Annotated in this window: 12 protein-coding genes and 1 tRNA gene; 7 read left to right on the top strand and 6 right to left on the bottom strand. The window is 64.8% G+C overall.

Annotation, left to right across the window (positions count from 1 at the left end):
• Positions 1 to 29 precede the first annotated feature (29 nt).
• The 6 genes from GGD66_RS08870 to GGD66_RS08845 all read left to right on the top strand — a co-directional run bounded on the left by GGD66_RS08870 (position 30) and on the right by GGD66_RS08845 (position 4782).
• Positions 30 to 142 (top strand) — tRNA-Asp (locus GGD66_RS08870).
• Positions 143 to 194: 52 nt separating this feature from the next.
• A complete protein-coding gene (locus GGD66_RS08865) occupies positions 195 to 1436 on the top strand; it encodes an ABC transporter substrate-binding protein (RefSeq protein WP_183257429.1) in 1242 nt (413 codons plus the stop codon).
• Positions 1437 to 1447: 11 nt separating this feature from the next.
• Entirely contained in the window at positions 1448 to 2323 is an 876-nt protein-coding gene (locus GGD66_RS08860) for a branched-chain amino acid ABC transporter permease (protein ID WP_018320760.1), read from the top strand.
• Positions 2320 to 3318: a branched-chain amino acid ABC transporter permease gene (locus GGD66_RS08855; protein WP_183257428.1), complete on the top strand. Its 999-nt coding sequence runs from the start codon at positions 2320 to 2322 to the stop codon at positions 3316 to 3318. The genes GGD66_RS08860 and GGD66_RS08855 overlap by 4 nt, the downstream gene beginning before the upstream one ends.
• Positions 3315 to 4070 carry an ABC transporter ATP-binding protein gene (locus tag GGD66_RS08850; RefSeq protein WP_183257427.1) on the top strand — a complete coding sequence of 252 codons (756 nt, stop codon included), beginning with the start codon at positions 3315 to 3317 and terminating at the stop codon, positions 4068 to 4070. The genes GGD66_RS08855 and GGD66_RS08850 overlap by 4 nt, the downstream gene beginning before the upstream one ends.
• Positions 4063 to 4782: an ABC transporter ATP-binding protein gene (locus tag GGD66_RS08845; protein WP_183257426.1), complete on the top strand. Its 720-nt coding sequence runs from the start codon at positions 4063 to 4065 to the stop codon at positions 4780 to 4782. The genes GGD66_RS08850 and GGD66_RS08845 overlap by 8 nt, the downstream gene beginning before the upstream one ends.
• Before the next feature lie 6 nt (positions 4783 to 4788).
• Here GGD66_RS08845 and GGD66_RS08840 read toward each other — a convergent pair whose 3' ends face one another.
• The 5 genes from GGD66_RS08840 to GGD66_RS08820 form a co-directional block, all read right to left on the bottom strand.
• A complete protein-coding gene (locus tag GGD66_RS08840; RefSeq protein WP_183257425.1) occupies positions 4789 to 6792 on the bottom strand; it encodes a bifunctional diguanylate cyclase/phosphodiesterase in 2004 nt (667 codons plus the stop codon).
• A 337-nt stretch (positions 6793 to 7129) separates the two neighbouring features.
• Entirely contained in the window at positions 7130 to 7402 is a 273-nt protein-coding gene (locus GGD66_RS08835) for a TonB-dependent receptor plug domain-containing protein (protein WP_183257424.1), read from the bottom strand.
• A 65-nt stretch (positions 7403 to 7467) separates the two neighbouring features.
• Positions 7468 to 8697 carry a hypothetical protein gene (locus tag GGD66_RS08830; RefSeq protein ID WP_183257423.1) on the bottom strand — a complete coding sequence of 410 codons (1230 nt, stop codon included), beginning with the start codon at positions 8695 to 8697 and terminating at the stop codon, positions 7468 to 7470.
• Positions 8698 to 8945: 248 nt separating this feature from the next.
• On the bottom strand, positions 8946 to 11231 hold the full coding sequence (locus GGD66_RS08825; RefSeq protein ID WP_409362360.1) for an autotransporter outer membrane beta-barrel domain-containing protein: 2286 nt from the start codon (positions 11229 to 11231) through the stop codon (positions 8946 to 8948).
• A 761-nt stretch (positions 11232 to 11992) separates the two neighbouring features.
• Positions 11993 to 12292, bottom strand: a complete 300-nt coding sequence (locus GGD66_RS08820) for a hypothetical protein (RefSeq protein ID WP_183257421.1) — start codon at positions 12290 to 12292, stop codon at positions 11993 to 11995.
• A gap of 161 nt (positions 12293 to 12453) precedes the next feature.
• On the opposite strand from GGD66_RS08820, the gene GGD66_RS08815 reads away from it, so the two are divergent.
• On the top strand, positions 12454 to 13263 hold the full coding sequence (locus tag GGD66_RS08815; protein ID WP_183257420.1) for an extracellular solute-binding protein: 810 nt from the start codon (positions 12454 to 12456) through the stop codon (positions 13261 to 13263).
• Here GGD66_RS08815 and GGD66_RS08810 read toward each other — a convergent pair.
• Positions 13237 to 13935, bottom strand: a complete 699-nt coding sequence (locus GGD66_RS08810) for an ABC transporter permease (RefSeq protein WP_183257419.1) — start codon at positions 13933 to 13935, stop codon at positions 13237 to 13239. The genes GGD66_RS08815 and GGD66_RS08810 overlap by 27 nt on opposite strands.
• Positions 13936 to 13957: the final 22 nt, after the last annotated feature.

Here is a 13957-nt window from a genome sequence, read left to right as displayed (position 1 = left end):
CCGACCGCCGACACGGAGCTTGGCGCCAAGGGCGTCGGCGAAGCCGGTACGGCCGCGGCGTCCGCCTGCGTACTCAACGCCGTCAACGACGCGGTCGCGCCGTTCGATGCGACGATCAGTTCGATTCCGATCACGCCCGCCAAAGTCCTGAAAGCCCTGAAGCGTTTCTAGAAAAAAGACAGTTGGAGGAAATCATGCCAAAATCCGGTTCGACCCCGAAAGTAACCCGCCGCACTGCGCTCGCCGGCCTTTCGGCAAGCGCGGCGCTACTCGCCATGCCGCGGCTCGGCCGTGCCGCCGACGAGACGATCCGCATCGGCTTCCCGACGCCGCTGACCGGCCCCTTCGCAGCGGAAGCACGCGATCAGGTCAAATGCGCCGAACTCGCGGTGAAGCTCGTCAACGATAAGGGCGGCATCGGCGGCCGCAAGGTCGAGCTGCTGGTGCGCGATGACAAACTCAACGCCGGCGAGGCCGCGACGCGTACGCTCGAGCTGATCGAGAAGGACAAGGTTCATGCCGTGGTCGGCGCGCTCTCCAGCGCTGTGCAGCTTGCGGTCAACGAGGTCACGCGCGCCCGCGGCGTGATCTACGTCTCGATCAGCCAGTCCGACACCATCAACGAGGCCAAGGATTTCAGCAAATACACGTTTCACGAGGCGCTGAACCCGCACATGACGACAGCCGCGGTGGCGCGGCAGACGCTGAAGAAGGGCATGAAAGTCGCCCATCTCGTCGCCGATTATGCCTACGGTCATGAGATGCTGCGCGGCTTCAAGCGTGCGCAGGCGGCGATTGGCGCGGACAATGCCGGGGAGATCCTGCATCCGTTCGGTGCGGCCGACTATTCCACCTTCATGCCGCGCCTGATGTCGATGCGGCCGGACGTGCTCTGCATCTCCAATTTCGGCCGCGACCAGGCCAATGCGATCAAGCAGGCCGTGGATTTCGGCGTCAAGCAGCAGATGAAGATCGTGGTCCCCGTCATCCTGCACAACCAGCGGCTCGCAGTCGGCCCCGACGTATTCGAGGGCGTGGTCGGCGGCGCCAATTATTATTGGGGCCTGGAGGCGCAGAGCAAGTCGGCCGCCAGCTTCAACGCGGCGTTCAAGGCCGCCAACGGCGGCGCGATCCCGACCGATTACGGTGCCTACGGCTATTCCGGCGTCGGATCGCTGCTGGCGGCGATGCAGGCCGCCGGCGGCACCGACACCGACAAGGTGGTCGATGCTCTCGAAAAACTGCAATATGATCTGACCAAGGGCTCGCAGCATTACCGCAAATGCGACCACCAATCGGTGCAGTCGGTGCTGGTGCTGGAGTCCAAGAAGAAGTCCGCCATGGCGGGCGACAACGATCTGTTCGCCATTCTCGCCAACGACACAGGCTCGGACGACATGCTGCGCAGCTGCAGCGAGCTCGGCCACGCCACGTAAGTCTTGAGACGATGGACCTGTCGCTGATCATCATGCAGCTTCTCTCCGGGATCGCCCTTGGGGCGGTCCTGGTGATCACTGCGCTTGGACTGACGATCGTGTTCGGCATGCTCGGGGTGGTCAACTTCGCCCATGGTGCGCTGTTCATGATCGGGGCCTATGCGGGGCTGTATCTGGCCTCTCTCACCGGAAGCTTCTGGTGGGGGCTGCTGCTGGCGCCCATCCTGATCGGCGCCTTCGGCATGCTGATCGAGTTCGTGCTGATCCGCAGGCTGTATGGACGCTCGATCGACGATCCGCTGCTGCTCACCTTCGGCCTCAGCTACGTCCTGGTCGAGGGCGTGCGCATCGTGTTCGGCAGCGACGGCATTCCGTTTCCGACCCCGCCGCAGCTGATCGGCGTGCTCGATCTCGGCATCGGCTTCTTCCCGCGTTACCGCCTGTTCGTCATCGTGCTGGTGGCGGTGGTGCTGCTGGCGCTCTGGCTGACGCTGGAGAAGACCCGGGTCGGGTTGATCGTGCGCGCGGGTGCGCGCGATCCCACCATCATGCAGGTGCTCGGCGTCGACATCGGCCGGGTCTGGCTCGCGATCTTCGGGCTTGGCGTCGGACTTGCCGCGCTTGGCGGCGTGCTCGCGGGTCCCATGCGCAGCGTCAATCCGGAGATGGGCTCGCTGGTTCTGGCCGAAGCCTTCGTCGTCACCGTGATCGGCGGCCTCGGCTCGATTGTCGGCGCGGTCGTGGCCGGCCTCATGGTCGGCATTTCCATCAGCCTGGTGGCACTGTTCGCGCCTGAAATGGCGACCATCGTGATGTTCGCGCTGATGGCGGTGGTGCTGCTGATCCGCCCGCAAGGCCTGTTCGGGGTGAGAGGGAGGACGGCGTGACGCATCCTTCGAGCGGCGAGGTTATCGCCAAGCCTGCGCCGAGCGGGCTCGGCCGGCTTCTCGACCATCGCGTGCTGCTCTCCATCGCCGTGCTGGCGATATTGCCCTGGCTGTTGCCGTCCAAGGCGCTCGCCGTCAACGTCCTGATCTACGGCGTCGTGGTGATGGGCTACAATCTGCTGTTCGGCTACACCGGGCTGTTGTCGTTCGGCCAAGCCGCGTTCTTCGGTGCGGGGGCCTACTTCACCGGCATTGCGATCGGGCGTTACGGCGTGCCGTGGTTTGCCGCGGTCGCGATCGCCGTGTGTCTCAGCACCTGCCTTGCGGCTCTGATCGGCATTGTCTCGACGCGCACCCGCGGCATCTATTTCTCCATGGTGACGCTCGCGCTGGCGCAGCTCGTCTATTACGTCGCGCTCCAGGCCTCGTCCTTCACCGGCGGCGAGAACGGCCTGCGCGGCTTTACCGTCGACCGCATCAGCCTGTTCGGCCTCCAGGTCAATTTTCTCGACCCCGTCAACAAATACTACGTGCTGATGGCCTTTGCGGCGCTGGCGATGTGGTTCCAATCGCGCATCCTGAACTCGCCGTTCGGGGCCGTCATCGAGGCGATCCGCGAGAATGAGCAGCGGGCGCGGGCCTGCGGCTACGATGTCGAACGCAGCAAGCTGGTCGTGTTCATGCTGTCGGGCGCGATCTCCTCGCTCGGCGGCTGCATGCTGGCGCTGCATCTGTCGATCGTGCCGCTCGACATCCTGCACTACCAGACCTCGGGCATGATCGTGATGATGGTGCTGCTCGGCGGCGCCCGCAGCTTCTTCGGACCCTTCGTCGGCGCGGCGAGCTTCTTGATCCTGGAGGACGTCATCTCGCTGTGGACGCCGCATTGGCAGATTTTCGTCGGCGCGATCTTCGTGCTGTTCGTGCTGTTCCTGCCCAAGGGCATCTGGGGAACGCTGCTGGACGTCCTCGGTATCGGAAAGGCGCGGCGATGAGCAGCGAGCTGCTTCGCGCCGAGGGAATCGGCAAGCGCTTCGGCGGCTTCGTCGCGCTCGAGGATATTACCTTGTCCTTTGCGGCGGGGCAGCTCACCTCGATTATCGGGCCGAACGGGGCCGGCAAGAGTACGTTCTTCAACATCCTCTCCGGTGTATTGACGCCGACGTCCGGCAAGCTGCACTTCCGCGGACGCGAGCTGAACGGCCTGCCGCAGCACCGCTTCGTGCACCAGGGCATTTCGCGCTCCTACCAGATCACGAACATCTTTCCGGACCTGTCGGTGCATGAGAACGTCCGCGTCGCGGCCCAGGCGCTGGCTGTGAGCTACGACATCTGGCGGAATCGCGCTCGGCTGACCGAATTGCATGCGCGTGCTGATGCGGCACTCGACGCGGTGGGGCTTCTCGGCAAGCGAAGCGAATTTGCAAAATTCCTCTCGCATGGCCAGCAGCGCGCGCTGGAGATCGCGATCGCGCTGGTCTCCGAGCCCGAGTTGCTGCTGCTCGACGAGCCGACCGCCGGCATGGGACCGGAAGAGACCAAGGATATGGTCGCGCTGCTGGAGCGGCTTGCCGACAAGCGCACCGTTCTCCTGGTGGAGCACAAGATGAAGATGGTGCTGGGCCTGTCCAAGCGCGTCGTGGTGCTGCATCATGGCCGCCTGCTTGCCGACGGCGCGCCCGACGAGATCAGGAGCAATCCGGAGGTCCGCCGGGTCTATCTCGGACAGAGTGAAGGTTATGGCTGAAACCGCGCTGCTCGAAATCGAAGATCTCCACGCCTGGTATGGGGCGAGCCACATCCTCCACGGCATCTCCCTGCACGTGAAGGAGGGCGAGGTGGTTGCCCTCGTCGGCCGCAATGGCGCCGGCAAGACCACGACCTTGCGAACCATGATGGGCCTGATGCCGAAGGCGACCGGCCGCGTGCGCTTTGCGGGCAGGGAGCTCCTGCCATTGCGCGCCCATCAGCGCTTCCACCTCGGTCTCGCTTACGTGCTCGAGGAGCGGCGCATCGTTCCCGGGCTGTCGGTGCGCGAGAATCTCCGGCTCGGCCTGGTCGCGGCCGGCAGCGACATCGAGGAGCGGACCGCGATCGATGAGATCGCCGAGACCTTTCCGCGCCTGAAGGAGCGCCTCGACCAGGAGGGCGTGACGCTCTCCGGCGGCGAGCAGCAGATGCTGGCGATCGCGCGCGCGCTGATCGGCAAGCCCAAGATGATCCTGCTCGACGAACCCTCGGAGGGCATCATGCCCGTCCTCGTCGAGGAGATGGGCGTGCTGTTCCGCCGCCTGCGCGATGAGGGCAAGACACTGCTGCTGGTCGAGCAGAACGTCGAATGGGCTCTTCGATTGGCCGACCGCGCCGTGATCATCGACCAGGGCGAGGTCGTGCATCAAAGCAGCGCGGCGGCGCTGCTGGCGGACAAGGACATCCAGGAACGCTACTGCGCGGTGTGAGCGGTCTCAGGCCACGACCTTGGCGCCGTCGAGGCGCTGGCGTTCGTTCGCCAGATGGTCGCCGATCGCATCGCCCGACATGGGTTTTGCGAAATAATAGCCCTGGATGAAGTCGCAGCCGAGCCGGCGCAAGGTATCGAGCTGGGCGCGGGTCTCGACTCCCTCGACGACGCAGGCGATCTCCATGTCGTCGCAGAGGCCCGTCAGCGACTTGATGATCTTGTGACTGACCGGATTTTCGTTGATGTCGGCGACGAAGCTGCGGTCGACCTTGATCTTGTCGAGCGGCAGCCGGTGCACGTGGCTCAGCGACGAATAGCCCGTGCCGAAATCGTCCAGCGAAATGCCGCAGCCCATCGCCTTCAGCGTCGCGATCGACTGCTGCGCGCGCACGAAATCGAAGGTGACGGCGGTCTCGGTGATCTCAAAATCGATCCGGCGCGGCGACAGGCCGCTTTTCTCGATGATCGAGATCAGCGGCAGGATGCCTTCGGCCGCGCAGACGTCGTGCGCAGACAGGTTGAACGACAGGCGGATGTGGTCGGGCCAGGTCTTGGCGGTCGCGAGCGCGCGGGCCAGCAGCGTCTGCGTCAGTGGCCGGATCAGGCCGATGCGCTCGGCGGCAGGAATGAAGTCGGCGGGGGACACCCAGCCGAGACGGGGGCTGTGCCAGCGCGCCAGCGTCTCGAAACCGGCAGTGTGCTCGCTCATGGCGTCGACGATCGGCTGGAACACCAGCTCCATCTCGGCGCCAAAATCGGAGGTGCGCAACAAATTCTCGATCACGCCGCGGCTCCGGATCTCGGCTTCGAGCTCGCCCGAGAAGATCACGGTGCGGCCGCGCTGATGGCGCTTGGCGTGATAAAGCGAATAGTCGGCACATTCATAGAGAGCTTCCGACGTCGTCGCGGAGTCCGGAAACAGCGCAAACCCGATCGAGCAGGACAACCCGGTGTGCGCGGTGTCGAGCTGGTAAGGCAGCTTGACCTGCCCGCCGATGCGTTCGCCAAGCCGTGCCAGATCGGCATCGTCGGGGTCACCACAGACGACGAGGCCAAACTCGTCGCCGCCGAGCCGGGCGAATTCCACGCGTTGCGGGCCGAAGCCCTCGCAGATCTCGCGGATGCGGCGGCCCGCCTCGATCAGCACGCGGTCGCCGACGCTGTGGCCGTAATTGTCGTTGATCGGCTTGAAGCCGTCGAGGTCGATGATGCCGACCGCGACGCGAACGTTCCTTCGCTCGGCGTCGGCAAAGGCGCTCGACAGCTCGGCGAAGAAGCGGCGGCGGTTCGGCAGCTCGGTGAGGGAATCCAGATTGGCGAGGCGGAAGTTCTCGTCCGAGAGCGCCTGGGTCGCCGCCTGCTGTGCCAGCAGCGACTTGCGGCTGGCGACGAGATCGGCGAAGTCGCGGTAGTAGATGGTCAGCACCGTCACCATCGCGCCGGTGACAAGGAGATTGTTGACGGCCATCGCCTCCAGCGTCGGCTCGCCGGTGGCGAAGTAGAACACGACGTACGGCACGTCGACGACGAGAGTCACGATCAGTGCGGCCGAACGCAGATGCATCAGCGAGAAGATGCAGCCGATCACGGTCACCGCCATGTAGAAAGCGACCTGGCTCTTGGCAAAGGGATCGCCGTAGGGATAGAGGGCGAACGACCAGATGGTGAAGCCCGCCGCGATCGGTGCCGCGATCCAGTTGGTGAGGCGCAGATTGCGCAGGATGTCGGCGTCGCTGCGGACGACGTGGCGCTGCCGCAGCCACCAGAAGGTCCGATAGCCCGCCACCGCGACCAACGCGCCCGGCACGATCATGCTGAGCGAGGCCGGCGCCAGCGGCACATAGGTATATGCGACCGCGATCGTGTTGGTGATCAGGATGAAGTAGAGCAGCGGGATCTGCTTGGAGAAGGCGTCGAACTGCGCGCGCGTCAACTCGGGATTGTCGGCCGGCACGCGAAACAGCCGCATTGCGGCGGCGAAGTGAGACTTCAAATCGGCAACAGGCATTGAAATACGAGCCCCGGATCCCTGAAATTGCCGGCGATCTTGCATAGCGTGGGTAAAGGGCGCGTTAGATCGGGTCCTGCGCGAAAGACCAGCACAGGGTTGCACGCTACGGCAGAATTTCCGGCAGCGTGCAATGGTGAGGCCGTGTTAACGATACGGGGCCGCGTCGGCAGGCATATCGGCGGCGAAGTCCTGCAAAAGCCGCCGCTACGTTCTGCTAACCATGCGCTTCGGCGCAACGATGCTTCGCATCGCCCGGAATGCGCCGACCTCTCCCGCAAGCGGGAGCGGTGAACGACCCGCCGCGGGAATCGATTCAGCCTAATGCCATTCCGCTCTAGCGTCCGACCGTGACGCCGGCGGTCGAGCGCATGGCATCGCGGAGGCTCCTCGCGTTCATGTCGTCGAGGACTTCTCGCGTCAGCACGGTGGTCTGGCCGGGCGTGTTGAGGATGGTCTCGCCGCGCGAGGAGGAGAGCCGGTCCGCCTTGGAGGGCGCGGCTGGATCGGTGGCGGGCCTGTGGTGAGGCCGCTTGCTGGAGGCCGCAAAGGCTCCTTGCGGGACGCAGACGGCGGCGATCACGATCAGTCGCAACAGCTTTGCGGGCATGCGATCTCCCATGTTCGGGAAACCTCAGCCTAGCACAAACGTGACGGCGCTGGCAGTGGAAAGGATCAGGCGAGAGCGGCCTGGCGTTCCCGCGCCGGTTCGCGGACACGCTCGGGTTTCCCAGGCTCGGCGAGCCGGGTGAAGCTGCGGTGGCTCGCCTGCGCAGGGGCCTCGACGATGACGCCCTCGCAGACGATCTGTCCGCCGAGCATCTTGAACTCCAGCTTGTCGTAGCGCGGCATCGTCTCGCCGGGCGCAGGCGGCAGCAGTCCGACGCTGCCCTGGATGTTCAGCGTGGCTTCGCCGGTGCCGTGAAGGCGGGGATTCCACATCCTGATCCCGCTTTCCGCCCAGCGCTGCCGGATCAGCGCGGTGCGATCGGCAGGTTCCGCTGCTTTCGCGCGAAGTTTCGGCGCACTGCGAATCTCCTCGGCGGGAGCTGCGAGAGCCGGAGCCGGCTCATCATGCGTGACCACGATGGCGTCGGCCGAAGAGTCGTCCGCGGCGACAGGGGCAGGATCGCTTGCAGCGACCGGCTCGATCGCCACCGCGGTGCCGGAGGTGGGACCGCTGTCGATGCTCTCTTCGACAGGCTCCGTCGAGACGTCGCGATCGGCAGGCGTGACTTGGGAGACGTCTGCAACAGGCTCGGCATCCACGGCCGCACCAGTGGAGGGATCCTCGGCAACGACGAGAGCGGGAGCGTCAACCGAAGCGACCTCGACCGAAGCGACCTCGTGATTGGACGAGGTCTCCTCCACGACATCGGGTTCAACGTCGGCCGCGAGCTCGGGAGATGGATCGCTGCTGATGACGGGCTCAGCGGCTTTGGCCGGCTCGTCCTCGATGTCGATGGCCGCGACCGCTTCCGTGGCGACGGGCTCGAGCTTCGTCGAGACCTCTACAGGCGGATCATTGTCGATGACGGGTTCAGGAACATCGACTGGTTTGGGACCATCAACCGTATCGCTCGAGACTTCGTCCGAGGCCAAGACCTCCGCCACGAAGACCGGCTCGAATTCTGTCGGCAACTGCTGCAGGGACTCGTCGCTGCGGGCGATATCGGCTGCTGCTTCCGCGATGACAGGACGGGCGGTGTCGTCCTCCGCGACCGCGGCGTCGCTGCGCAGTGGATCAGTGCCGATGCCGGTGTCGAGAGCCGGAAGAGCGTCAGTGCTTTCGGCGACGATGACGGGCTGTTCCGCGACGACCGCCGCGCCGTCGATGCTGCCGCTATTCGGCACAGACCGAAGCCGGGTGAACGCCCATTTCACCGCGGGGATGCGGCGCAGCAACGATATCAGTCTCGAAAGCACAGGGAGTTGTCCAAGAGATACTCGGCGTGAGGCAATCGCTGATTCGCCAGCAATGTGAAAAACTGCCCCGGCCGTCACACCCCTGTCAATGTAGGCGGGACCAATTGCAGAACATCCACGCGTTCGTCGCGTGCGAGTGGTGACCGGATCAAGTGTCAGCCATCACACTGAGACTGCGATCGTCGTGACGCTGCAGCGCGATCGACCGCTACCTTCGCGGGCAGCGCTCACCACACCAGACGGAAGCCGCCGGTGCCCCTATAGCTGTGATTGTCCGCGGGAGCATCGACGCTCGCGCGATAGGTGACCTCCCCGAACACGGCGTAGCGGCCGTTGGCCCAGCTATAGGTGCCGCCGCCGCCGATGCTGCCCCACAGCCGGTCATGGCCGCTGGCGAAGCCGGTGCCGGCGACATCGATCCTGGTGCCTTCGAGAAATTCGTAGTGCAGATTGCCGATGGCATAGAGGTCGGAGCGGACGATGCCCGTGCCGTCGTTCCAGGTGCGCTGATGATTGAGCGACAGCCCGAGGCGGCCGAGCAGGCTGTCGGCATTGCCGAGCGAGACCAGCGCGCCGAAGCGGTCGGTGAAGGCATCGAAGTTGACCTTCGAATAGGCAAGCTGTGCCTGCGGCGCCAGCCAGAAGCCGTTGCCAATTGCGATCCGCCTGCCGCCCTCGAGGCTGAACGCGTAGCCAAGGCCCTCATTGCCGTGGATCAACGAGCCGACCAGCGCAGATGACAGGTCGCTGCGATAGAACATGGTCTGTGCCTGGCCGTCGACATAGAAGCCGTCATGGCCGTACCAGGTCGCGGTTGCGCCGACGCCGGTTCCTTGCGCGCGGATGCGGCCGTTGCCGAACAGCGAATTGACGAAGGCCGTGGTCAGGCCGTATTGCGCCGTCAGGCTGACGATCAGCCGGCCGCGCGAATTGTCGAGCGCGGCGCCGTCGAGTCCGACCTGCACCTTCATCTCGTCGGAATCATAGGTGGAGCCGGTGGTGTTGGAAGGCCGCAACGCGCTCTGGCCGCCCTCGATCCGGCCCCAGAACGCTGATTGCGTCCATGAGCCCTCGGCCGTCTGCGCGGTATCAATGCCTGCGCGGGCCATCGCTTCGCTGCCGCCCCAATAGCGGTTGCCGGCGCGCTGCTGCAGGCTCGCCGGCTGGTTCATCCCGAGCAGCACCTGTGCGTAGTTCTCGTAGAGGGGAACGCCGGCCTGATAGAGCGGCCCGGCCGGCGCCGATGGCGGCGGATTGATCAGGCTGGACCGCAGATACCAGTCTCCGTCTGCGGGCGTGCTGATCCCGTTCTTCTGCAGCGTATAGGCATAGGCGCCGCCGACCACGGCCTGCTGGCCGCCAATGACGTAATTGCCCTGCAGCGCGAAGGTGCCGTTCGAGGCGCCGGCGACGTCGATCACCTTGATGCCTTCGACGGTCTGCGCGCCGCCGCCGCCGATATTGGCGATGCGCAGCGTGGAGGCACCGGACGTTGTGCCTTGCACCACCAGGCGGTCGGTGATCGAGGCATCGCCATTCAGCGCGGTGTTGAGAAGAACAGTGCCGCCGCTGCCGACATAATTGCCGCTCACCGTTAGCGTGGTCCCCGGCGCGCCGCCGGTTCGCACCAGGCCGGCATTGTCGAGCGATGCGATGGTCTGGTTGAAGCCGTTCAGGTCGAGCGTTGTGCCTGCGGCCGCGACATAGGCGGATGCGGCGCTGAAGGCGCCGGCCGCGCCGGCGCGCAGGGTGCCGCCGGTGATCGTGGTTGCGCCGCCATAGGTGTTGACGCCGGACAGCGTCTGCGTGCCGCCTGATATCTGCAGGCCACCGGTGCCGCCGAGTGTGCCTGAGAACGGATCGCCGGCATTGGTGATGACCAGGGTCTTGCTGCCGAGCACGACGGTGCCGGTGCCGGCCAGACTTCTGATGTCGGTACCGGCACCTGTCAGGGCAGAAATATCGAAGGTCGAGTTGGCCACCACGCGGCGGGAGCTGCCGATCGAGCCGGCGCCCGTCAGCGCCAGCGTGCCGTCCTGGACAACCGTGTCACCCATGTAGGTGTTGTTATCAGATAGATTGAAAGTTCCGGCGCCGATCTTGGTCAATCCGCCGACGCCGCTAAATCCAAGCGTGCTGACGTTGTGCCCGTTCGTATCGAAGGTCAGTCCGCCCGCGGCAAGATTGATCTGATTGATCGTTCCGCCGAAAAAGGCGGCGTTATTGGCCAATGCTCGGACGACGGCGTTGTCAAAATTCATCTGCCGTGTTCCGAAGTTAACGGTTATGCCCGTCGTCTGCAGGATGCCGCCGCTGCTGATGTTCAGCGTGCCGGAACCACTCGCGCCATTTCCGAGTCTCACTCCGGCTTGCGCGATGACGGTACCGCCGTTCTCAATGTTGAGTGTGCCATTGCCGGCGAGGCCGACGGCCAGTATGGAGGTTGTTGTCGTCCACTGCGATCCGGCTCCGGTAACCGTCACGGTGCCCACAGTTCCCAAAGAGTTGCCAATTCGGACCGTAGCACCGGTGCTGGTCAGCGTGCTGCCGTTCTGAATTGTCAGACTGCCAGATGCCGTCTGCCCGACGTTAATGTTAGCCGAGACGGCCGTGGCCGGACCACCCACGCCGAGAACGAGCGGATTTGGCGAAGACGTATCAACGCGAATGTTGTCACTGGCGACCGGAACCGTTCCAGTTGCCCAGTTCGCGCCTGTCATCCAGTCCGAGCTTGTGGCCCCAGTCCACACGCTTTGGGCTGACGCCGAGCTCGTGAACAACGCCGAGAGCGCCGCCGCCGAGACGCTCATCAACAACAGGCGCCGGAACGCCGCTCGCTGTGAATGCCTGCCCTGACCGTCATTCGCCTGTCGTGAAAACGTCGCAGCCCCGATGCATTCGCGCATGGCGCACAGCCCCTTGTTTTTGCTTTTAGTGCTGCACCCCGGATGGCGGATTGCCCAGACATCATCGACAGCTGATCGTGATTGCGACGGTATGTTGCTGCCTGCGATCGGGTCAATGCTGATCGTTGCCGCGCATCGGGAAAGATGTGCAGTGTGTTTCCGATGCAACGTCAGGTCGACAGAATTAATGCTGCGGTAACTACACCACGCGCGTCGAACATAAATTGATGACGTACACGGCAAGACGGCGACCGGAATCTTGTGCGCGCAACATGACGGAGCGAGCCGAGACTCGCTGCGCCACATGTCGCGGTTGATTCGCGAGCCTCGCGCTTCAAGACGGCCCGGGCCGAGCTCTGCGTCTTGGTCTATCGCCCGCCGGAACCTGAACCTGAACCGGATCCTGAACCCGCGCTGCCTCCGGCCTGGCTGCCCATGTTATTCGTGTTGGTACCACCGGCCGATGGCGACTGCGCGCCCTTGCTGTCGGCGGCCTCGTTCTGCATGTTCGACGACTTGCCGGTCGTCATTCCCTTGGTCGCGGGGCCGCGCGAGGAGGGGCCGACGTCACCCTGACCGGAGGCGCCGGGAGCCGGTTGTGTCTGCGCGAAGGCGCTACCGGTCGCCAGCGCCATGATGCATGCGGATGCCAGAATGATCTTTTTCATGGGATTCTCCTTGACATGACATCTCCGGACAATCCGCCTGCGGCGACGGCGTTCCTGCCGATTTGTCGCCACCGCTTCAACTCTCTGCGGCCGAATGTCGGGGTTCCCGTCGCCATCGCCATCGGCTATTCAGGACCGTCATTGTTTGTGGGGGACGACGCATGAGGAAGATTGTTGCCATCGGAGCAGCTTTGCTCTGGTCCACCATCGCATTCGCGCAGGATCGCACCATCACGGTTGCCTCGACTACGTCGACGGAACAGTCGGGCCTGTTCGGCCATCTGCTGCCGCTGTTCGAGAAGGCCGAGGGCATCAGCGTGAAGGTCGTTGCCGTCGGTACCGGACAAGCGCTGGATATCGGGCGGCGCGGCGATGCCGACGTGGTGTTCGTCCATGACCGGGTTGCCGAAGACAAGTTCATGTCCGAAGGGCAGGGCGTGAAGCGCTTCGACGTCATGTACAACGACTTCGTCGTCGTCGGGCCCAAGAGCGATCCGGCGAAGATCGCCGGCGGCAAGGATGTCACCGATGCGCTGCGTAAGATCGCGGCAGCGAAGGCGCCGTTCATCTCGCGCGGCGACAAATCCGGCACGCACGCGGCCGAGCTCCGGCTGTGGAAGGAGGCGGGCGTCGACATCAGTGCCGGCAAGGACAGCTGGTATCGTGAGATCGGCCAGGGCATGGGCCCGGCGCTGAACATGGCGTCGTCGTCGAACGCCTATGTCCTGTCGGACCGCGGCACCTGGCTGTCGTTCAAGAATCGCGGCGAGCTTGCCATCCTGACCGAGGGCGACAAGCGGCTGTTCAACCAGTACGGCGTCATGCTGGTCGATCCGGCCAAGCATGCGAACGTGAAGGCGAAGGATGGGCAAGCCTTCATTGACTGGCTGGTCTCGCCGAAGGGGCAGGACGCGATCGCCGGCTACAAGGTGGGCGGCGAGCAGCTATTTTTCCCCAACGCGTCCCACTAGAAGGAAGGCGACGGTCGACACCGCGACGCTGAGCGCGAGCAGGATCAGTCCGAGTCCGAGTGCCAGCGGCAGATCGCCCTTGCTGGTCTCCAGCGCGATCGCGGTCGTCATCGTGCGCGTGAAGCCGCGGATGTTGCCGCCGACGATGATGATGGCACCGACCTCGGCGATGGCGCGCCCGAAGGCCGCGAGAAACGCCGTCAGCAGCGAGGTCCGGCCCAGCGCGTACAGCAGCGCCATGCAGCGGAAGATCGACAGCCCGTCGATCCGTGCCAGATCGCCATATTCCGCCCACAGCAGGCTCGCCGGCCGGTGCACCAGCGCCACCACGATCGGCGTGGCCAGCAGCGTCTGCGCGATCACCATGGCGGCCGGCGTGAACAACAATCCGGCCACCCCGAGCGGGCCGGACCGCGACAGCAGAAGATAGAGCGCAAGCCCGACCACGACCGGCGGAAGGCCAAGCAGCGCATTGGTCAGCACGATGATCACCTGCCGCCCGCGGAAGCGCGTGATCGCCAGCAAGGCCCCGATCGGCGCGCCGATCAGCAGGGCAAGGATGCTCGCGGTCAGGCTGACGCGCACCGACAATGCGACGATGCCGAGCAGCTCGGCGTCGGCTTCGCCGATCAGCGAGAGCGCCGCGCCAACGGATCGTGCGAAGTCGTTCATGCGGCCTGACGCTTCGGTGCCG

Source organism: Bradyrhizobium sp. CIR48 (assembly GCF_014198315.1).
Classification (GTDB): Bacteria; Pseudomonadota; Alphaproteobacteria; order Rhizobiales; family Xanthobacteraceae; genus Bradyrhizobium.
This window is presented reverse-complemented; position numbering and strand designations above follow the sequence as displayed.

Coding starts and splice junctions, on each gene's coding strand:
- GGD66_RS08865 (WP_183257429.1), top strand. CDS start 195: ATGCCAAAATCCGGTTCGACCCCGAAAGTAACCCGCCGCACTGCGCTC.
- GGD66_RS08860 (WP_018320760.1), top strand. CDS start 1,448: ATGGACCTGTCGCTGATCATCATGCAGCTTCTCTCCGGGATCGCCCTT.
- GGD66_RS08850 (WP_183257427.1), top strand. CDS start 3,315: ATGAGCAGCGAGCTGCTTCGCGCCGAGGGAATCGGCAAGCGCTTCGGC.
- GGD66_RS08845 (WP_183257426.1), top strand. CDS start 4,063: ATGGCTGAAACCGCGCTGCTCGAAATCGAAGATCTCCACGCCTGGTAT.
- GGD66_RS08840 (WP_183257425.1), bottom strand. CDS start 6,792: ATGCCTGTTGCCGATTTGAAGTCTCACTTCGCCGCCGCAATGCGGCTG.
- GGD66_RS08835 (WP_183257424.1), bottom strand. CDS start 7,402: ATGCCCGCAAAGCTGTTGCGACTGATCGTGATCGCCGCCGTCTGCGTC.
- GGD66_RS08820 (WP_183257421.1), bottom strand. CDS start 12,292: ATGAAAAAGATCATTCTGGCATCCGCATGCATCATGGCGCTGGCGACC.
- GGD66_RS08815 (WP_183257420.1), top strand. CDS start 12,454: ATGAGGAAGATTGTTGCCATCGGAGCAGCTTTGCTCTGGTCCACCATC.
- GGD66_RS08810 (WP_183257419.1), bottom strand. CDS start 13,935: ATGAACGACTTCGCACGATCCGTTGGCGCGGCGCTCTCGCTGATCGGC.